This is a genomic window from Streptomyces eurocidicus, from assembly GCF_002891295.1.
Lineage (GTDB): Bacteria > Actinomycetota > Actinomycetes > Streptomycetales > Streptomycetaceae > Streptomyces > Streptomyces eurocidicus.
Map to the genome: position 1 here is coordinate 60259 of NZ_LGUI01000004.1, position 22173 is coordinate 82431.

At 76.1% G+C, this 22173-nt stretch carries 1 protein-coding gene (only partly in view); it reads left to right on the plus strand.

From position 1 onward, the window contains the following. Positions 1-22173, plus strand: partial view of a type I polyketide synthase gene (locus AF335_RS14740; protein ID WP_102919232.1) — the 5' portion only. It continues 6330 nt past the right edge of the window; 22173 of the gene's 28503 nt are visible here — the first part of the coding sequence; it begins with the start codon at positions 1-3; its stop codon lies beyond the right edge, outside the window.

Sequence of the window (22173 nt, forward strand, 5' to 3'; positions counted from 1 at the left end):
ATGGACAAGGAACAGAAGCTCCGCGACTACCTGAAGCGGGCGAGCGCCGATCTGCGGCGGTCGCGGCAGCGGGTGGGCGAACTGGAGGCGGCGGCTCGCGAGCCCATCGCGATCGTGGGCATGAGCTGCCGCTTCCCCGGGGACGTGCAAAGCCCCGAGGAGCTCTGGTCCATGCTTGTCGCGGGCGAGGAGGGCATCACGGGGTTCCCCGCCGACCGGGGCTGGGAGCTGCTGGCGGAGGACGCGGGTAAGTACTCCGGCGGATTCCTGCACGAGGCGGCCGAGTTCGACGCCGGATTCTTCGGGATATCCCCGCGCGAGGCCCTCGCGATGGACCCCCAGCAGCGGGTGCTGCTGGAGTCCTCGTGGGAGGCCCTCGAGCGGGCCGGCATCGACCCGGCGACGGTCCGGGGCAGCCGGACCGGCATGTTCGTCGGGGCCATGCCCCAGGACTACCGGGTCGGCCCGGACGACGACGTCCAGGGCTTCACCCTGACGGGCAGCGCCACCAGCGTCCTGTCGGGCCGGCTCTCGTACTTCTTCGGGGCCGTCGGGCCGGCGGTGACGGTCGACACCGCCTGCTCGTCCTCCCTGGTCGCCCTGCACCTCGCCGCCCACTCCCTGCGCCAGGGCGAGTGCTCCATGGCGCTGGCGGCGGGCGTCACGGTGATGTCCTCGCCCATCACGTTCACCGAGTTCGACCGCCAGGGCGGACTGGCCACCGACGGGCGCTGCCGCTCCTTCGCCGACGGCGCCGACGGCACCGGCTGGGCCGAGGGCGTCGGCGTGCTCGTCCTGGAGCGGCTCTCCGACGCCCGCCGCAACGGGCACGAGGTCCTCGCCGTCGTCCGGGGCTCCGCCGTCAACCAGGACGGTGCCTCCAACGGCCTCACCGCACCCAACGGCCCGTCCCAGCGACGGGTCATCGAGCAGGCGCTGCTCAACGCCCGGCTCTCGGCCGACGAGGTCGACGTCGTCGAGGCGCACGGCACCGGAACCTCCCTCGGCGACCCGGTCGAGGCCCAGGCCCTGCTCGCCACCTACGGCCGCAACCGCGCCGAGGACCGCCCGCTGCTGCTCGGCTCCGTGAAGTCGAACCTCGGCCACACCCAGGCGGCGGCCGGCATGGCCGGCATCATCAAGATGGTGCTGGCCATGCGGCACGGCACCCTGCCCCGCACGCTCCACGCCGAGACCCCCTCCACGCACGTCGACTGGACGGCAGGGTCCGTACGCCTGCTCACCGAGCAGGTCGAGTGGCCGCAGGGCGACGCGCCGCGCCGGGCCGGCGTCTCGTCGTTCGGGCTCAGCGGCACCAACGCGCACACCATCCTGGAAGAGGCACCGGCCCTCCAGGCCCCCGAGGCCGACCAGCAGGAGGGGGAGGACGCGGCCGCGCCCGCCGCCGTCGCCGAACCCCTCGACGCGGGCACCGTGCCGTGGCTCGTCTCCGGCCGCACCCCCGAGGCCCTGCGCGCCCAGGCCGCCCGCCTCCTGGCGTTCCTCGGCTCCCGGCCCGGCCTCGTGCCCGCCGACGCCTCCTACTCCCTGGCCACCGCGCGCTCCGCTTTCGAGCACCGCGCCGCGTTCACCGCCGCCGACCGCGACGAGGCCCTCGCCGTCCTCGGCGCGCTCGCCGACGGCGACCCCGCCCCCGGCCTGGTGCGCGGCACCGCCCAGGGACGCGCCAAGCTCGCCTTCCTCTTCGCGGGCCAGGGCTCCCAGCGGCCGGGCATGGGACGCGAGCTGTACGCCCGCTTCCCCGCCTTCGCCACCGCCCTCGACGAGATCTGCGCCCACCTCGACCAGGGCCTCGAACGTCCCCTGAAGGACGTGCTGTTCGCCGCCGAGGACACCCCCGAGGCCGCACTGCTGAACGGCACCGGCTACGCGCAGCCCGCCCTCTTCGCCCTCGAGGTCGCCCTCTACCGGCTGACCGAATCCCTCGGCGTCAAGCCGGACTTCCTCGCCGGCCACTCCATCGGCGAGATCGCGGCCGCGCACGTCGCCGGGGTCTTCACGGCCGCCGACGCCGCGACCCTGGTCCTCGCCCGCGGCCGGCTCATGCAGGCCCTGCCCGCCGGCGGCGCCATGGTCTCCGTCGAGGCGGCCGAGGACGAGGTCCTGCCCCTGCTGGAGAACCGCTCGGACCGCGTCTCCGTCGCCGCGGTCAACGGCCCCACCGCCGTCGTCGTCGCCGGTGACGCGGACGAGGTCACCGCCGTCGCCGAGCACTTCACCGCGCTCGGCCGCAGGACCAAGCGCCTCCAGGTCTCGCACGCCTTCCACTCCCCGCTCATGGAGCCCATGCTCGAGGAGTTCCGCGCCGTCGTCGCCGGACTCACGCCGCAGGCCCCCGTGACCCCGGTCGTCTCCAGCCTCACCGGCACCCTCGCCACGGTCGAGCAGCTGACCTCGCCGGACCACTGGGTGAACCACGCGCGCCACGCCGTCCGCTTCGCCGACACCCTCTCCTGGCTGAGCGGCCACGGCGCCGGCACCTTCCTCGAACTGGGCCCCGACGGCGTCCTGTCCGCCATGGCCCGGGCACACCTCGCCGACAACGGCGTCACCGAGGCCGCCCCCGACGCGGCCCCCGCCGCGCTCGCCGCCCTGCGACCGGGCCGCCCCGAGGCCGAGGCCCTCACCACCACGCTCGCGGGGCTCCACACCCGCGGCGTCGCCGTCCAGTGGGAGTCCTACTTCGCCGGCACCGGCGCCCGCCGCACGGACCTCCCCACCTACGCCTTCCAGCGCCGCCACTACTGGCCCAAGAGCATCCCCGGGCAGACCGGCGACGTCCGCGCCGCCGGCCTGGGCGCGGCCCACCACCCGCTGCTCGCGGCGGCCGTGTCGGTCGCCAACTCCGACGGCCTGCTGCTCACCGGCCGGATCTCGCTGCGCACCCACCCCTGGCTCGCCGACCACGCCGTACGCGGCACGGTGCTGCTCCCCGGCACCGCCTTCCTGGAGCTCGCCGTCCGCGCCGGCGACGAGGTCGGCTGCGACCGCGTCGAGGAACTCACCCTCGCCGCACCCCTGGTCCTGCCCGAGGAGGGCGGCGTCCAGGTGCAGGTGTGGGTCGGCAGCCCGGACGAGACCGGCCGCCGCCCCCTGAGCGTCCACTCCCGCCCCGACGGGTCCGAGGAGCTCCCCTGGGCGCAGCACGCCGCCGGCACCCTCGTCGCCGGCGAGCACCGCGCCGACTTCGACACCGCCGTCTGGCCGCCCGCCGAGTCGCGGCCGGTGGACCTCGACGGCTTCTACGACCGCGTCGCCGGCAGCGGCTTCGGCTACGGCCCCCTGTTCCAGGGGCTGCGCGCCGCCTGGCGCGGCGGCGACGACGTCTACGCCGAGGTGACCCTCCCGGAGACGAACGGCGCCGACGCGGGGTCGTTCGGCATCCACCCGGCCCTGCTGGACGCCGCGCTGCACGCCACGGCCTTCGTCGGCCTCGGCGAGCACGGCCGCGGCGGCCTGCCCTTCTCGTGGCAGGACGTGACCCTGCACGCGAGCGGTGCGACCACGGTCCGTGTGAAGCTCACCCGGACCGCCGACGACGCGGTGGCGATCGCCGTCACCGACACCACGGGCGCCCCCGTCGCCTCCGTCGGCTCGCTCGTCCTGCGCGCCGTGCCCGAGGACGGGCTGGGCACCGCCGCCTCCCTCACCCGCGACGCCCTGTTCGAGCAGCGCTGGACCCCGCTGCGGGACACCGCCGGGGCGGCCCCCGCCTCGGTCGCCGTCCTCGGCGCCGACCTCTTCGGCCTCACCGCGACGCTGACCTCGGCCGGCCTCACGGCCACCGCCCTGCCCGGCCTCGACGACGCCGCCGGCACCGACGACGTGCCCGCCGTCGTGCTCGCCCCCGTCGCCGGCACCACCGACGACGAGCCGGTCGTCGCCGCGCACGCCCGTACCGCCCAGGTCCTCGCGCACCTGCGGACCTGGCTGGCCGACGAGCGGTACGCCGGCTCCCGGCTGGTCCTCGTCACCCGTGGCGCCGTCGCCACCGACGGCGGCGAGACCCCGGACCCGGCGGCCGCCGCCGTCCGGGGCCTGGTGCGCGCCGCCCAGGCCGAACACCCCGGCCGCTTCGGCCTGCTGGACCTCGGCACCGCGACCGCCCCCGGGCACGCCGCCCTGCTGAGCGCCCTGGCCTCCGACGAGCCGCAGACCGCCGTCCGCGGCGACGTCGTGCTCGGCGCGCGGCTCGCCCGCGCCCAGGCGCCGGAGACCGGCGCCGAGTGGAACCCCGAGGGCACCGTCCTGGTCACCGGCGCCACGGGCGGCCTCGGCCGCGTACTGGCCCGCCACCTGGTCGCCGAGCGCGGCGTACGCCACCTGCTGCTCGCCAGCCGCCGGGGCACCGCCGCCGAGGGCACCGAGGAGCTCGTCGGCGAGCTGACCGGGCTCGGCGCCCGGGTCGAGGTCGCGGCCTGCGACCTCGCCGACCGGGCCGCCGTGCAGCGGCTGCTGGCCGGCGTGCCCGCCGAGCACCCCCTCACCGCCGTCGTGCACAGCGCCGGCGTCCTCGACGACGGTGTGATCGAGTCGCTGACCCCGGAGCGGATCGACGCGGTGCTGCGGCCCAAGGCCGACGCCGTGTGGCACCTCCACGAGGCCACCCGCGAGCTGGACCTCGCCGCCTTCGTCGTCTTCTCCTCCCTCGCCGGCACCCTGGGCGGCGCGGGCCAGGGCAACTACGCCGCCGCGAACGCCTTCGTCGACTCCGTCGCCCAGCTGCGCCGCGCCGCCGGCCTGCCCGGACTCGCCCTGGCCTGGGGCCCGTGGGCGCCCACCACCGGGATGACCAGCGGCCTGACGGACGCCGACCTCCAGCGCCTGACCCGGATGGGCACCCCGGCGCTCACCGAGGAACAGGGCGTCGCGCTCTTCGACGCTTCCGTCGCCACCGACTCCGCCGTCCTGCTGCCCGCCAGGCTCGAGCTGTCCGTCCTGCGCGGCCAGGGCGAGGTGCCGCACCTGCTGCGCGGCCTCGTCCGCGCCCCCGCCCGCCGCTCGGTCGTCCAGGGCTCCGAGGCGGCCGTCACCCTCGTCCAGAAGCTGTCCCGGCTGGAGGAGACCGACCGCACCGAGGTGATGACCGACCTGGTGGCCGGTCAGGTGGCCGCCGTGCTCGGCCACTCCGGCGCCACCGAGGTCGACGCGCGGCGCCCCTTCCGGGAGCTGGGCTTCGACTCGCTCACCGCCGTGGAGCTGCGCAACCGGCTCGGCGCGGCCACCGGACTGCGCACCGCCGCGACGCTGATCTTCGACTACCCGACCGTCGCCGCGCTCGCCGCCCACCTCCTCGGCGAGCTCATGGGCGCCGGGGCCGCGGCCCCCGTCACCGCCCCCCGGGCCGCCGCCGAGCAGGACCCGATCGTCATCGTCGGCATGAGCTGCCGCTACCCGGGCGGCGTGAGCTCGCCCGAGGACCTGTGGCGGCTGGTCAGCGAGGGCACCGACGCCATCTCGGGCCTGCCCACCGACCGAGGCTGGGACCTGGACGCGCTCTACGACCCGGACCCCGACCGCATCGGCACCTCCTACACCCGCTTCGGCGGCTTCCTGCACGACGCCGCCGACTTCGACCCCGCGTTCTTCGGCATGAGCCCCCGCGAGGCCCTGGCCACCGACACCCAGCAGCGCCTGCTCCTCGAGGCGTCCTGGGAGGCCGTCGAGCGCGCCGGTATCGACCCGGTGTCCCTGCGCGGCAGCCAGACCGGCGTGTTCGCGGGCGTCATGTACAACGACTACGCCCAGACGCTGGCCGGCGGCCGCTTCGAAGGCCACCAGGGCAGCGGCACCGCGCCCAGCGTCGCCTCCGGCCGCGTCTCCTACACCCTCGGCCTCGAAGGCCCGGCCGTCACCGTGGACACGGCCTGCTCGTCCTCGCTCGTCGCCATGCACTGGGCCATGCAGGCCCTGCGCGCGGGGGAGTGCTCGCTCGCCCTGGCCGGCGGTGTCACCGTGATGTCGACGCCGGGCGCCCTCATCGAGTTCTCCCGGCAGCGCGGCCTCTCCGAGGACGGCCGCTGCAAGGCGTTCTCCGACGGCGCCGACGGCGTCGGCTGGTCCGAGGGCGTCGGCGTGCTCGTCCTGGAGCGGCTCTCGGACGCCCGCCGCAACGGGCACCGCGTCCTGGCCGTCGTCCGGGGCTCCGCCGTCAACCAGGACGGTGCCTCCAACGGCCTCACCGCCCCCAACGGCCCGTCCCAGCAGCGCGTCATCCGCCAGGCGCTGGCCGGCGCAGGCCTGTCCGTCGCCGACGTCGACGCGGTGGAGGGCCACGGCACCGGCACCACGCTCGGCGACCCGATCGAGGCCCAGGCCCTCCTGGCCACCTACGGCCAGGACCGCGACGCCGAACGCCCGCTGCTCCTCGGCTCGGTGAAGTCCAACATCGGCCACACCCAGGCCGCCGCCGGTGTCGCCGGCATCATCAAGATGGTCATGGCCATGAGCCATGGCACGCTGCCCCGCACCCTGCACGCCGACGAGCCGTCCTCGCACGTGGAGTGGGACGCCGGAGCGGTGCGCCTGCTCACCGAGGAGACCCCCTGGCCGCAGGCCGGCCGGCCGCGCCGCGCCGGTGTCTCCTCCTTCGGCTTCAGCGGTACGAACGCGCACGTCATCGTCGAGGAGCCGCCGACCGCCGACGGCCCGGACGAGGAGCGGGAGCCGCAGCTCACCCCGGCAGTCGTCCCGTGGGCGCTCTCCGGCAGGAGCCGCGCCGCGCTCCGGGACCAGGCCGCCCGCCTGCGCACCTTCCTCGACGACCACCCCACGCTCGACCCGGCCGACATCGGCCTCTCCCTCACCACCACCCGCTCGGCCTTCGACCAGCGGGCCGTCGTCACCGGCGACCGCGACGAACTGCTGCGCGCGCTGACCGCCCTGGCCGCCGACCGGCCCGACGCCGCCCTCACCGAGGGCGAGGTCGGCGGCGCCGGCAAGCTCGCCGTGGTGTTCTCCGGGCAGGGCAGCCAGCGCCCCGGCGCCGGCCGCGAACTCGCCGCCCGTTTCCCCGCGTTCGCCCGGGCCGTCGACGAGGTGGCCGCCGCCCTCGACCCGCACCTGGACCGCCCCCTCAAGGACGTCCTGTTCGCCCAGGAGGGCACCCCCGAGGCGGAGCTGCTGGGCCGCACCGAGTGGACCCAGCCCGCGCTGTTCGCCATCGGCGTCGCGCTCCACCGCCTGCTGCGCACCTGGGGCGTCCGCCCCGACGTGCTGCTGGGCCACTCCATCGGCGAGATCACCGCCGCGCACGTCGCGGGCGTCCTCTCGCTGCCCGACGCGGCCCGCCTGGTGACCGCGCGGGGACGGCTGATGCAGGAGCTGCCCGCCGGCGGCGCGATGATCTCCCTCCAGGTCACCGAGGACGAACTCGCGCCGCTGCTCGCCGGGCGCGAGCACGAGGTCTCCGTCGCCGCCGTCAACGGCCCCCGCAGCGTCGTGGTCGCCGGGGACCTGGCCGCCGTCGAGGAGATCGCCGCCCACTTCGCCGCCCAGGGCCGCAAGACCAAGCGCCTGGAGGTCAGCCACGCCTTCCACTCGCCGCTCATGGAGCCCGCGCTCGACGGGCTGCGCGAGGTCGCCGCGGAGCTCACCTATCACGCGCCGGACGTGACCGTCATCTCCGGCCTGACCGGCCGCCCCGCCACCGAGGACGAGCTGCGCTCCGCCGACTACTGGGTCGCGCACGCCCGCGGCGCCGTCCGCTTCGCGGACACCATGCGCGCCGCGCACGACTGCGGTGCCGGCACCTTCCTCGAACTCGGCCCCGACAGCGTGCTGTCGGCCGCCGCCCAGGAAGCCCTCGGCGACGACGCGGACGCGCACATCGTCCCGATGCTGCGCACCGGGCGCGGCGAGGAGCGCTGCGCCGCCACCGCCCTCGCCCGTCTGCACGTACACGGCACGGCCGTCGACTGGTCCGCGTACTTCGCCGGCACCGGCGCGCGCACCGTGGACCTGCCCACCTACGCCTTCCAGCACGAGCGCTACTGGCCCGAGGCCGACCCGGCCGACCAGGTACCGCAGGCCGCCCCCGACCCGGCCGACGCCGAGCTGTGGGGCGCCGTCGAGCGCGGTGACGCGGCCGGGCTCGCCGGACTCCTCGGCCTGCGCGACGAACAGCACGCCTCCCTCTACGCCCTGCTCCCCGCCCTGTCGTCCTGGCGGCAGCACCGGCAGGAGAAGGCCCTGCTGGACTCCACCCGCTACCAGGTCGCGTGGCGGCCCGTCCGGGCCTCCGCCGCACCCGTCCTCGACGGCACCTGGCTGGTCGTCACCGCCGACGGCGTCGACGGCGACGAGGTCCTGGACGCGCTGCGCGGCCACGGCGCCCAGTTCGAGACCCTCGTCCTGGAGCACGGTCCCGACCGGGCCGCGCTCGCCGCCCGGCTCGACGCCGCGCACGGCGACCGGGCCTTCGCCGGCGTCCTGAACCTCCTCCCGCTCGCCGACGAGGCCGGTCAGCCGCTCGGCTCCGAGCCGCCGGCCGGGCTCGCCCGCACCCTCGTCCTGGTCCAGGCCCTCGCCGACACCGGGTTCGACACCCCCGTGTGGACCCTGACCCGGGGCGCGGTCACCACCGGCGCCGCCGACCCGCTCACCCACCCCCTCCAGGCGGCCGTCTGGGGCCTGGGCCGCGTCGCCGCCCTGGAGCACCCGCAGCTGTGGCGGGGCCTGATCGACCTGCCGGCCGTCCTCGACGCACCGGCCACCCAGCACCTCGTCAGCGCCCTCGCCGCCGAGGGCGGCGAGGACCAGCTCGCGATCCGCACGGCCGGCGCGTTCGGCCGGCGCCTCGTGCGCCACGCGCTCGCCGAGCTGCCCCCGGCCGACGCCTTCACCGCCCGCGGCACCGTGCTCGTCACCGGCGGCACCGGGGCCCTGGGCGCCGAGGTCGCCCGCTGGCTCGCCCGCAGCGGCGCCGAGCACCTCGTGCTCACCAGCCGCCGCGGCCCCGACGCCCCCGGCGCCGGCGAACTCGCCGCCGAGCTGGAGGGGCTGGGCGCCGAGGTCACCCTCGCGGCCTGCGACACCGCCGACCGCGCCGCGCTCGCCGCCCTGCTGGAGTCCGTACCCGCCGAGCACCCGCTGACCGGCGTCGTGCACGCGGCCGGCGTCGGCCAGGCGGCCTCCCTCGCGGAGACCCCCCTCGACGAGGCCGCGGCGACGATGGCCGCCAAGCTGCTCGGCGCCGCCCACCTGGACGCCCTCCTCGACGGCCACGACCTCGACTTCTTCGTCCTGGTCTCCTCCGTCGCCGGAGTCTGGGGCAGCGCCGGGCAGAGCGCCTACGGCGCCGCCAACGCCTACCTCGACGCCCTCGCCGAGCACCGGCGCGGCCGCGGCCTGGCCGCGACCTCCGTGGCCTGGGGCCCCTGGGCCGAGGCCGGCATGGCCACCAGCGACGGCTTCACCGACCAGCTCCTCAAGCGCGGGCTGCGCCTGCTCGCCCCCGCGACGGCCCTCGCCGAACTGCGGCGCGCGGTCGTCCAGGAGGACGTCACCGTCACGGTCGCCGACATCGACTGGGAGCGCTACCACCCCGTCTTCACCTCCGCGCGCCCCAGCGTCCTCTTCGACGAGCTGACCGACGTCCAGGCCCTCGCGCACACCGACGGCGAGGGCGCCGCGCCGGAGTTCGCCGCGCGGCTGCGCGGCCTCGACCAGGCCGGCCAGGAGCGGCTGCTGACCGAGCTGGTCCGCGCCGAGGCGTCCGTGGTCCTCGGCCACGCCACCACCGAGGGCGTCGCCGAGCGGCGGGCCTTCCGGGAGGCGGGCTTCGACTCGCTGACCGCCGTGGAACTGCGCAAGCGGCTGGCCGCGCTCACCGGCCTGCCCCTGCCCGCCACCCTGGTCTTCGACTACCCGACCCCCGTCGCCCTCGCCCGCCACCTGCGCGGCGAGCTCCTCGGCACCGACGGCACGGCGGCCCCCGCGGCCGTGGCCGCGGCGAGCCTCGACGAGCCCATCGCCATCGTCGGCATGAGCTGCCGCTTCCCCGGCGGCGTCCGCTCCCCGCAGCAGTTCTGGGAAATGATCTCCGATGGTGTCGACGCCATCACCGACTTCCCCGTCAACCGCGGCTGGGACACCGGCCTCTTCCACCCGGACCCCGACAACCCCGGCACGACGTACTCCACCCAGGGCGGGTTCCTGCACGACGCGGGCGAGTTCGACGCCTCCTTCTTCGGCATCTCCCCGCGCGAGGCGGTCTCCATGGACCCCCAGCAGCGGCTGCTGCTGGAGACCACCTGGGAGGCGTTCGAGCAGGCCGGAATCGACCCCACCGGCCTGCACGGCAGCCCGACCGGTGCCTTCATCGGCTCCACCTACCAGGAGTACGGGTTCGGCGTCGACGACAGCTCCGCCGGTCACCTGGTGACCGGCACCAGCCCGAGCGTGCTCTCCGGCCGGCTGTCCTACCTCTTCGGCCTCGAAGGCCCGGCGGTCACCGTCGACACGGCCTGCTCCTCGTCCCTGGTCGCCCTCCACCTGGCCTGCCAGTCGCTGCGCAACGGCGAGAGCTCCCTGGCCCTCGCCGGCGGCGCCACCGTGATGACCAACCCCAGCCCGTTCATCGCCTTCAGCCGGCAGCGGGCCCTCGCGGGCGACGGCCGCTGCAAGGCGTTCTCCGACGGCGCCGACGGCATGACCCTCGCCGAGGGCGTCGGCATCCTCGTCCTGGAGCGGCTCTCCGACGCCCGGCGCAACGGCCACGAGGTCCTCGCCGTCGTCCGCGGCTCGGCCATCAACCAGGACGGCGCCTCCAACGGCCTGTCCGCGCCCAACGGCCCGTCCCAGCAGCGCGTCATCCGCCAGGCCCTCGCCAACGCGGGCGTGGCCGCCGCCGACATCGACGTCGTCGAGGCGCACGGCACCGGCACCGCCCTCGGCGACCCGATCGAGGCCCAGGCCCTCCTGGCCACCTACGGCAAGGACCGCGACACCGAGCGCCCGCTGCTCCTGGGCTCCGTGAAGTCCAACATCGGCCACACCCAGTCGGCGGCCGGCGTGGCCGGCGTCATCAAGATGGTCATGGCCCTGCGCCACGGCCGGCTGCCCCGTACGCTGCACGCCGACACCCCCTCCACGCACGTGGACTGGACGTCCGGCACGGTCGCCCTGCTGACCGACGGCGCCGACTGGTCCGAGGGCGAGCGCCCGCGCCGCGCGGCCGTCTCCTCCTTCGGCATCAGCGGGACCAACGCCCACACCGTCCTCGAAGAGGCCCCCCGGCCGCAGGAGGCCGCCCAGGCGGAGGAGACCGAGCCGGTGCCCCCGGCCGGCGGCGTCATCCCCTGGGTGCTGTCCGCGCGGACCCCGGGCGCTCTGCGCGCCCAGGCCGCCAACCTCGCGGCCCACCTCGACGGCGGGGCCGTGGCCGCGCTCGACGCCGGCCACTCCCTGCTGACCTCGCGCACGCTCTTCGAGCACCGCGCCGTCGTCGTCGGCACCGGCGGCGACGAGGCGAGGGCCGCCCTCGCCGCCCTCGGCGAGGGACGCTCCCTGCCGGGCGTCGTCCAGGGCATCGCCGACACCGACGGCAAGACCGTGTTCGTCTTCCCCGGCCAGGGCTCCCAGTGGGCCGGCATGGGCGCGCGGCTGCTGGACGAGTCCCCGGTCTTCGCCGAGCGCCTGACCGAGTGCGCCACCGCCCTGTCCGCGTTCACCGACTGGTCGCTGCTCGACGTCATCCGCCAGGCCGAGGGCGCCCCCACCCTGGACCGCGTCGACGTCGTCCAGCCCGCCTCGTGGGCCGTCATGGTCTCCCTGGCCGAGATGTGGCGCGCCCACGGCATCACCCCCGACGCCGTCGCCGGCCACTCGCAGGGCGAGATCGCCGCGGCCGCCGTCTCCGGCGCCCTGTCGCTGGAGGACGCCGCCCGCGTGGTGGCGCTCCGCAGCCAGGCCATCGGCCGGGTGCTGGCCGGCTCCGGCGGCATGATGTCGGTCCCGCTGCCCGTGGCCGAGGTCGAGCGGCGCCTCGGTTCCTACGAGGACCTCTCCGTCGCCGCGGTCAACGGACCCCGGTCCGTCGTCGTCTCCGGCGCCCCCGGCCCGCTGGACGCCCTCCAGGCCGAGCTGATCGCCGAGGACGTCCGCGCCAAGCGCGTCGCCGTGGACTACGCCTCGCACTCCGCGCAGGTCGAACTGCTCCGCGACGAACTGGCCACCGTCCTCGCGCCCGTCCGCCCCCGCACCCCGCAGGTGCCGTTCTTCTCCACGGTCACCGGCGACTGGCTGGACGACACCACCGGCACCGACGCCGACTACTGGTACACCAACCTGCGCGGCACCGTCCGCTTCGAGCCCGCCATGCGCGAGCTCCTCGCCCAGGGCCACCGCTTCTTCATCGAGGTCAGCTCCCACCCGGTGCTGTCCATGGCGGTCCAGGAGACGGCCGAGGTGGCCGGCACCCCGGCCGCGGTGCTCGGCACGCTCCGCCGCGACACCGGCGGCACCGACCGCTTCCTGACCTCCCTGGCCGAGGCGTTCGTCCGGGGCGCGGGGGCCGACTGGTCCCGGGTCCTCGACGGCACCGGCGCCCGCCGGGTGCCCCTGCCCACCTACGCCTTCCAGCGCGAGCACCTGTGGGCCATCCCCGCGAAGCCGCGGAGCACCCACGAGGAGGCCCCCGCCGACGCGGAGTTCTGGACGGCGGTCGAGGACGAGGACGTCGACTCCCTCGCCTCCAGCCTGCGCCTCGACCGCGCCCAGCTGGCCCCGGTGCTCCCCGCCCTGTCGCACTGGCGCAAGCACCGCCGCGAGCTGTCGACCGTGGACTCCTGGCGCTACCGCGCCACCTGGAAGCCGCTCACCGGCCTGCCCCCGGCGACCCTGGCCGGCACCTGGCTGGTCGTCACCACCGAGGGCGTCGCCGCCGACGAGCTCACGGAGATCCTCGCCGCCCACGGCGCGGACCCGCGCACGCTCGTCCTGGACGGGACCTGCGCCGACCGCGCGGTCCTGGCCGAGCGGCTCACCGGGCTCGACGAGGTCACGGGCCTCGCGGGCGTGGTGTCCCTGCTGGCCGGGGCCGAGGAGCCGACGACGGAGCACCCGGCGCTCACCTCCGGGCTCGCCCTGACCGTCTCGCTCGTCCAGGCGCTCGGCGACACCGGGATCGAGGCACCCCTGTGGTGCCTGACCCGCGGCGCCGTCTCCACCGGCCGCGCCGACCGGCTGACCCACCCCGCACAGGCCCAGATCCTCGGCCTCGGCTGGACGGCCGCCCTCGAACACCCGCAGCGCTGGGGCGGTCTCGTCGACCTGCCCGAACAGCTCGACCGGCGGGCCGGCGAACGCCTGGCCGCCGTCCTCACCGGCCGCACCGGAGAGGACCAGCTCGCGCTGCGCTCCTCGGGCGTCCTCGCCCGCCGCGTCGTGCGCGCCAACCCCGCGGACCCCGCCCCGGCCGACCCCTGGACGCCCCGCGGCACCACCCTCGTCACCGGCGGCACCGGCACCCTCGCACCCCACCTGGCCCGCTGGCTGGCCGGGCAGGGCGCCGAGCACATCGTCCTGACCAGCCGGCGCGGCCCGGCCGCGCCCGGCGCGGCGGAGCTCGTCCAGGAGCTGGCCGAGCTCGGCTGCGAGGCCACCGCGGTCGCCTGCGACCTGACCGACCGCGACGCGGTCGCCGGGATGCTCGACGCGCTCAAGGCCGAGGGACGCACCGTCCGCACGGTCGTGCACACGGCCGTCACCATCGAGCTCGCACAGCTCGCCGAGACGACCCTCGACGACTTCGCGCGGGTCGTGGACGCCAAGGTCACCGGCGCCCGGCACCTCGACGAACTCCTCGACGACGACGAGCTCGACGCCTTCGTCATGTACTCCTCCGCCGCCGGTATGTGGGGCAGCGGCGCGCACGCCGCCTACGTCGCGGGCAACGCCTACCTCAACGCCCTCGCCGAGCACCGCCGCGCCCGCGGCGCCCGGGCCACCGCCGTCTCCTGGGGCATCTGGGCCGACGACCTCAAGCTCGGCCGCGTCGACCCGGGCCAGATCCGCCGCAGCGGACTCGTCTTCATGGATCCGCAGCTGGCCCTCACCGGCCTGCGGCAGGCCCTCGACGACCGCGAGACGGTCCTCGCGATCGCCGACGTGGACTGGGAGCGCTACCACCCGGTCTTCACCTCGGCCCGGCCCACCGCGCTCTTCGAGGACGTGCCCGAGGTCCAGCGCCTGGAGGAGGACCGGGACAACGCCCCGGCCGCCGGCGGCGAGTTCGCCGCCAGGCTGCTCGGGCTGACCGCCGTCGAGCAGGAGCGCCTCCTGCTCGACCTCGTCCGCACCGAGGCGGCCACCGCGCTCGGCCACGCCTCCCCGGACGTGCTGTCCGAGCAGCGGGCCTTCCGCGACGTCGGCTTCGACTCGCTGACCGTCGTCGACCTGCGCAACCGGATCGCCACCGCCACCGGGCTCGCCCTGCCGAGCACCATGGTCTTCGACTACCCCAACCCGCTGGCGCTCGTCGCCTACCTGCGCGACGCCCTCGCGGGCGCCCGCACCGGGGACGCCGGGGCCGCGCGCGCCGCCACCACCCCCGCCGACGACGAGCCCATCGCCATCATCGGCATGAGCTGCCGCTACCCCGGCGGCATCGCCTCCCCGGAGGAGCTGTGGCGGCTCATCACCGAGGGCGGCGACGCCACCGGCGAGTTCCCGACCGACCGCGGCTGGGACGCCGAGGGCCTCTACGACCCCGACCCCGACCGGCCGGGCCGCACGTACTCGACCCGGGGCGGCTTCCTCCACGACGCCGCCGACTTCGACGCCTCCTTCTTCGGCATCTCGCCGCGTGAGGCCGTGGCCATGGACCCCCAGCAGCGCCTGCTGCTGGAGACCTCCTGGGAGGCCATGGAGCGCGCCGGGATCGACCCCGCCACCCTGCGCGGCAGCACCACCGGCACCTTCATCGGCGCCAGCTACCAGCACTACGCGGCCGGCAACACCAGCCCCGAGGGCGCCGAGGGTCACCTGATCACCGGCACCATCGCCAGCGTCCTGTCCGGCCGGCTGTCCTACACCTACGGCTTCGAGGGCCCGGCCGTCACGCTCGACACGGCCTGCTCCTCCTCGCTCGTCGCCCTCCACCTGGCCTGCCAGTCGCTGCGCAACGGCGAGAGCTCCCTGGCCCTCGCCGGTGGCGTCAGCGTCATGGCCACCCCGGGCGCTTTCGTCGGCTTCAGCCGGCAGCGGGCGATGGCGGCCGACGGCCGCTGCAAGGCGTACTCGGACCAGGCCGACGGCATGAGCCTGGCCGAAGGCGTCGGTCTCGTCCTCGTCGAGCGGCTCTCCGACGCCCGCCGCAACGGCCACGAGGTCCTCGCCGTCATCCGGGGCTCCGCCGTCAACCAGGACGGTGCGTCCAATGGTCTGACCGCGCCCAACGGCCCGTCCCAGCAGCGCGTCATCCGCCAGGCCCTCGCCAACGCGGGCGTGGCCGCCGCCGAGGTCGACGTCGTCGACGGACACGGCACCGGCACCGCCCTCGGCGACCCGATCGAGGCCCAGGCCCTGCTGGCCACCTACGGCCAGGGCCGCGACCCCGAGCACCCGCTGCTCCTCGGCTCGGTGAAGTCCAACATCGGCCACGCGCAGATGGCGTCCGGCGTCGCCAGCGTCATCAAGATGGTCATGGCCCTGCGCGAGGAGGTGGCCCCGCAGACCCTCCACGTCGACCAGCCGTCCACGCACGTCGACTGGGAGGCCGGCGCCATCCGGCTGCTCACCGAGCCGCAGGCGTGGCCGAGCACCGGGCACCCCCGCCGCGCGGCCGTCTCCTCCTTCGGCCTCAGCGGCACCAACGCCCACACCGTCCTCGAACAGGCACCGGAGGAGACGCCCGCCGAGGACACCACCACCGCGCCGGTCCTCCCGGCCGAGCCCACGACCGTCCCCCTGACCCTGTCCGGGCGCACCGAAGCGGGCCTGCGCGCCCAGGCCGGCCGCCTCCTGTCCCACCTCACCGAGCACCCCGGAACGCACCTCACCGACCTGGCGTTCTCCCTCGCCACCTCCCGGGCCGCCCTGGAGCACCGCGCGGCCGTCGTCACCGACGACCACGACGCGCTCGTCCGCGCCCTGACCGCCCTGCGCGACGGCACCCCCGACGGCGGTCTGCTCACCGACCACCAGGGCGCCGGCCGCCTCGCCTTCCTCTTCACCGGCCAGGGCAGCCAGCGACCCGGGATGGGACGCGACCTCTACGACCGCCACCCCGTCTACGCCGAGGCCCTGGACGCCGTCCTGGCGCGCTTCGACCTCGACCTCGACCGCCCGCTGCGGGAGATCCTCCTCGCCGCCCCGGGCACCCCCGAGGCCGAGCTCCTCGACGACACCGGCTACACCCAGCCGGCCCTCTTCGCCGTCGAGGTGGCGCTGTTCCGGCTCGCCGAGTCCTGGGGCCTGCGCCCCGACTACGTCGCCGGTCACTCCATCGGCGAGTTCGCCGCCGCGCACGCGGCCGGAGTGCTCTCCCTGGAGGACGCCTGCACCCTCGTCGCGGCACGCGGCCGGCTGATGGCCGCCCTGCCCACCGGCGGCGCCATGGTCTCCGTCGAGGCCACCGAGGAGGAGGTGCTGCCGCTGCTCGACGCGTACGACGGGCGCGTCTCCGTCGCCGCCCTCAACACCCCCACGTCCCTGGTCGTCGCCGGTGACGAGGACGCGGTGCTCGCCCTCGCGGCCGTCCTCAAGGAGCGCGGCAGCCGCACCAAGCGACTGCGCGTCAGCCACGCCTTCCACTCGCCGCACATGGACGCGATGCTGGAGGACTTCGCCCGCGTCGCCGCCGGCGTCACCTACGGCGAGCCCACGCTGCCGTTCGTGTCCACCGTCACCGGCGCGCTCGTCACCGCCGACGAGCTCCGCTCGCCGGAGTACTGGACCGGCCAGGTGCGCGGCACCGTCCGCTTCGCCGACGCCGTGCGCGAGCTCACCGGGCGCGGTGTGACCACGTTCTTCGAGCTCGGCCCGGACGGCGTGCTCAGCGGCGCGGTCCGCGGCACCGCCGGCGAGGACACCCCCGTCACCGCGGTCCCGGCACTGCGCCGCGACCGCGCCGAGGTCCCGGCGCTTACCACGGCCCTCGCCCGGCTCCACGTCCGCGGCGTACGGGTCGACTGGGACGCCGTGTTCACCGGCACCGGCGCCCGCCGGATCGACCTGCCGACCTACCCCTTCCAGCGCGAGCGCTACTGGCTCGAACCGGTCGCCCCGGCCGCGGCGCCGGAGGGCGTCGCCGACGAGGCGGACGCCGAGTTCTGGTCGGCGGTCGAGCGCGCGGACATCCCGTCCCTGAGCTCCTCCCTCGAACTGGACGACGCCACCCTCACCGCCGTCGTGCCCGCCCTGTCGTCCTGGCGCCGCAAGCGCCGGGAGCGCTCCACGGTCGACGGCTGGCGCTACCGCACCACCTGGAAGCCGCTGGCCGGCGCCGCCACCCCCGGCGGCCCCCGCCCGACCGGCACCTGGCTGGTGCTCGCCCCGGCCGGCGCCACCGACCCGGCATGGCTCGACGCCGTCGCCGGTGCCCTCGGCACCGACACCGTCCGCCTCGACGTCACGGACCCGGGCCGCGAGGCCCTGGCCGGCCGGCTGCGCGAACTGTCCGCCGAAGGCGACGGGTTCGCGGGCGTGGTGTCCCTGCTGGCCGTGGCCGACGAGGACGGCCGCGACGCCGCCGACGCGCCCGCCGGCCTGCTGCTGACCGCGACCGCCGTCCAGGCCCTGGGCGACGCGGGCGTCGAGGCGCCCCTGTGGTGCGTCACGCGTACCGCCGTCGCGGTCGGCCGCTCCGAGCGGCTCGCCCGCCCCGCCCAGGCCGCCGTCTGGGGCCTCGGCCGTGTGGCCGCCCTGGAACACCCGGAGCGCTGGGGCGGTCTCGTCGACCTGCCCGACGAGCTCGCCGACACCACCCTGCGCCGACTGGCCGCCGTCCTCGCGGGCGGCGACGGCGAGGACCAGGTGGCCGTACGCGCCACCGCCACGTTCGCCCGCCGGCTGGCACACCACCCGGTCGGGGACGCCCCCGCGCCGGTCGGGTTCCGGCCCACCGGCACCGTACTCGTCACCGGCGGCACCGGCGCGCTGGGCGGCCACGTCGCCCGCTGGCTCGCCGAGCGCGGCGCCCGGCACCTGCTGCTCGTCAGCCGCCGCGGCGCCGAGGCGCCCGGCGCCGGGGAGCTGAGCGCGGAACTCACCGCGCTCGGCGCCCGCGTCACCCTGGCCGCCTGCGACACCGCCGACCGCGACGCGCTCGACGCCGTGCTCGCCGCGATCCCCGAGGAGCACCCGCTCACCGCGGTGTTCCACACCGCCGGCACCGTCGACGACGGCACCCTGGACGTCCTCACCCCCGAGAAGTTCACCGCCGTCCTGCGCACCAAGCTCACCGCCACCCTCAACCTGCACGAGGCGACCCGGGACCACGGCCTGACCGCCTTCGTCCTCTTCTCCTCCGTCGCCGGCACCCTCGGGGCGCCCGGCCAGGGCAACTACGCCGCCGCCAACGCCTTCCTCGACGCCTTCGCCGAGCACCGCCGGGCCCACGGCCTGCCCGCGACCTCCCTCGGCTGGGGCCCCTGGGCCCAGGCCGGCATGGCCGCGGACGAGGCCGGCATCGAGAACCGCATCCGCCGCGGCGGCTTCACGCCCATGGCACCCGCACTCGCCCTCACGGCGCTGCGCCACGCCATCGAGCACGACGACACCGTCACGACCCTCGCCGACGTCGACTGGCAGCGCTACACGGACGCGTTCGCCGCGCTCCGCCCCAGCCCCTTCGTCGGCGACCTCCCCGAGCTGCGCCGCACCGGGGCCACGGCCCCGGCCGGGACGCCCGAGGCCGCCCTGCGGGAGCCGGCGCTGCGCCAGCGGCTCGCCGGACTCTCCCCGGCCGCGCGCCCCCGGTTCGTCCTGGACCTGCTGCGCGGCCAGGTCGCCGCGGTCCTCGGCCACTCGGGCACCGGTGCCATCGGCGCCGACCAGGCGTTCAGCGACCTCGGCTTCGACTCGCTGACCATCGTCGAACTGCGCAACGCCCTGACCGCCACGACCGGGCTGAAGCTGCCCGCCACCCTCGTCTACGACTACCCGACCCCGAACGCCCTCGCCGAGTTCCTGCTCACCGAGCTCCTCGGCGCCCTCCCCGAGGCCGACGCGACCGGACCGGCCACGGCCGGCCGGGCGGCCGACGACGACCCCATCGCCATCGTCGGCATGAACTGCCGCTTCCCCGGCGGCGTCCGGTCGCCCGAGGACCTCTGGCGGCTCCTCGCCCAGGGCGAGGACGCGATCTCCCGGTTCCCCGCCGACCGCGGCTGGGACCTCGAAGAGCTCGCCGGAGGCACCTCCGCGACCCTCGAAGGCGGCTTCCTCGACGGCGTCGGCCTCTTCGACGCCTCCTTCTTCGGCATCTCGCCCCGCGAGGCCCTCGCCATGGACCCCCAGCAGCGCCTGCTCCTGGAGACCACCTGGGAGGTCTTCGAGACCGCCGGCATCGACGCGGACACCCTGCGCGGCAGCCGCACCGGGGTCTTCGTCGGCACCAACGGCCAGGACTACACCACGCTCCTGCGCCAGGGCACCGCCGACGTCCGGGGCCACGTCGCCACCGGGAACACCGCCAGCGTCATGTCCGGCCGGATCTCCTACGCCTTCGGCCTCGAAGGCCCGGCCGTCACCGTCGACACGGCGTGCTCGTCGTCGCTCGTCGCCCTGCACATGGCCGCCCAGGCCCTGCGCGGAGGCGAGTGCACCATGGCCCTCGTCGGCGGCGTCTCGGTCATGTCCAGCCCGGACTCCTTCGCGGAGTTCACCGTCCAGGGCGGGCTCGCCTCCGACGGGCGCTGCAAGGCGTTCGCCGACTCGGCCGACGGCACCAGCTGGTCCGAGGGCGTGGGCGTCCTCGTCCTGGAGCGGCTCTCCGACGCCCGCCGCAACGGGCACGACGTCCGGGGCATCGTCCGCGGCACCGCCGTCAACCAGGACGGCGCCTCGAACGGCCTGACCGCCCCCAACGGGCGGGCCCAGCAGCGCGTCATCCGCCAGGCCCTCACCGACGCCGACCTGACCCCCGCCGACGTCGACGTCGTCGAGGCGCACGGCACCGGCACCACCCTCGGCGACCCCATCGAGGCACACGCCCTCCTCGCCGCCTACGGGCAGGACCGGCCCCACCCGCTGCTCCTCGGCACGGTGAAGTCCAACATCGGCCACACCCAGGCCGCGGCCGGCGTCGCCGGCATCATCAAGGTGCTCCTGGCCATGCGCCACGGCACCCTGCCCAGGACCCTGCACGTCGACGCCCCGTCCTCGCACGTCGACTGGACGGGCGGCGCGGTCGAGCTCCTCACCGAGGAGCAGGCGTGGCCCGAGACCGGGCACGCCCGCCGGGCCGGCGTCTCCGCCTTCGGCGTCAGCGGCACCAACGCCCACGTCATCATCGAGCAGGCCCCGGCGCCGGAGTCCCCGGCGGACGAGCCCGAGCCCGTCGTCACGGCGGGCCCGGCCCCCTGGCCGGTGTCGGCGAAGTCCGAGGCCGCGCTTACCGCGCAGATCGAGCGGATCACCGCGCTGAGCGGCCCGTCCCCGGCCGACGTGGGCCACTCCCTCGCCACCGGCAGGGCGGCGTTCGCCCACCGCGCGGTGCTCCTCGCCGACGGTGACCGGATCTCGGAACTCGCCCGCGGAGTCGCCCGCGACGACGCCGGCAGGCTCGCGGTGCTCTTCTCGGGCCAGGGCGCGCAGCGCGTCGGTATGGGCCGGGAGCTGTACGCCCGTTTCCCGGTGTTCGCCGAGGCCCTCGACACGGTCGTGGCCCACTTCGACACCGAGCTGGAACGCCCCCTGTGGGACGTGATGTCCGGCGCCGCGGACGGACTGGACGAGACCGGCTTCACCCAGCCCGCGCTGTTCGCGTTCGAGGTCGCGCTGTTCCGCCTGGTGGAGTCGTGGGGGATACGCCCCGACCTCGTCGCGGGGCACTCGATCGGCGAGATCGCCGCGGCGCACGTCGCCGGGGTGTTCTCCCTGGCGGACGCGTGCCGTCTGGTGGCGGCCCGTGCGCGCCTGATGCAGGCGCTGCCCGCGGGCGGTGCCATGGTCGCCGTCCAGGCCACCGAGGAGGACGTCACCGCGCGACTCGTCGACGGTGTGTCCGTCGCCGCGGTCAACGGCCCCGAGTCGGTCGTCCTCGCGGGCGACGAGCCGGCGGTGCTGCGCGTCGCCGAGGGCTTCGCCGCCGAGGGCCGCAAGACCCGGCGGCTGTCGGTCAGCCACGCCTTCCACTCCGCGCTGATGGAGCCGATGCTGGCGGACTTCCGCCGGGTCGCCGAGGGCCTGTCCTACGAGGCCCCGCGCATCCCCGTCGTCTCCAACGTGACGGGCGAGCAGGCCACGGACCTGACCTCGCCCGAGTACTGGGTGCGGCACGTCCGGGAGACCGTCCGGTTCGCCGACGGCGTCCGTACGCTGGCCGCCGAGGGCGCCTCCGTCTTCCTGGAGCTGGGTCCGGACGGGGTGCTGACGGCCATGGCCCAGCACACCCTGGACGGCACCGCCCTCGCCGTATCGGCCCTCCGCAAGGACCGCCCCGAGGAGACCGCCCTCCTCACGGCCCTCGCGCGGCTGCACGTCGCGGGCGTGGACGTGGACTGGGCCGGGCTCTTCGACGGCACCGGCGCCCGCCGCGTCGACCTGCCCACCTACCCCTTCCAGCAGGAGTGGTTCTGGCCGGAGAGCGCACCGGCCGGGCAGGACCGGACCGGCGCCGAGGACCCGGCGGACGCCGAGTTCTGGGCCGCGGTGGAGCGCGAGGACATGGCGTCGCTCTCGGCCGACCTCGGCCTGGACGACGACTCGCTGTCGGCCCTCGTCCCCGCCCTGTCCACCTGGCGGCGCGAGCGCGTCGAGCGCTCGACCGTCGACGGCTGGCGCTACCACGTGACCTGGAAGCCGCTCACCGGCGCCGGGCGGGGCACGCTCACCGGGCCCTGGCTGGCCCTCGTCCCGGCGGGAACCGCCGCCGACGAGTGGACCGCCGCCGTGGTCGCGGCCCTCGGCGACGACGCCGTCCGCGTCGAGACCGAGGTCACCGACCCCGCCGCGCTGACGGCCCGCCTCGCCGGACTGGCCCCCGAG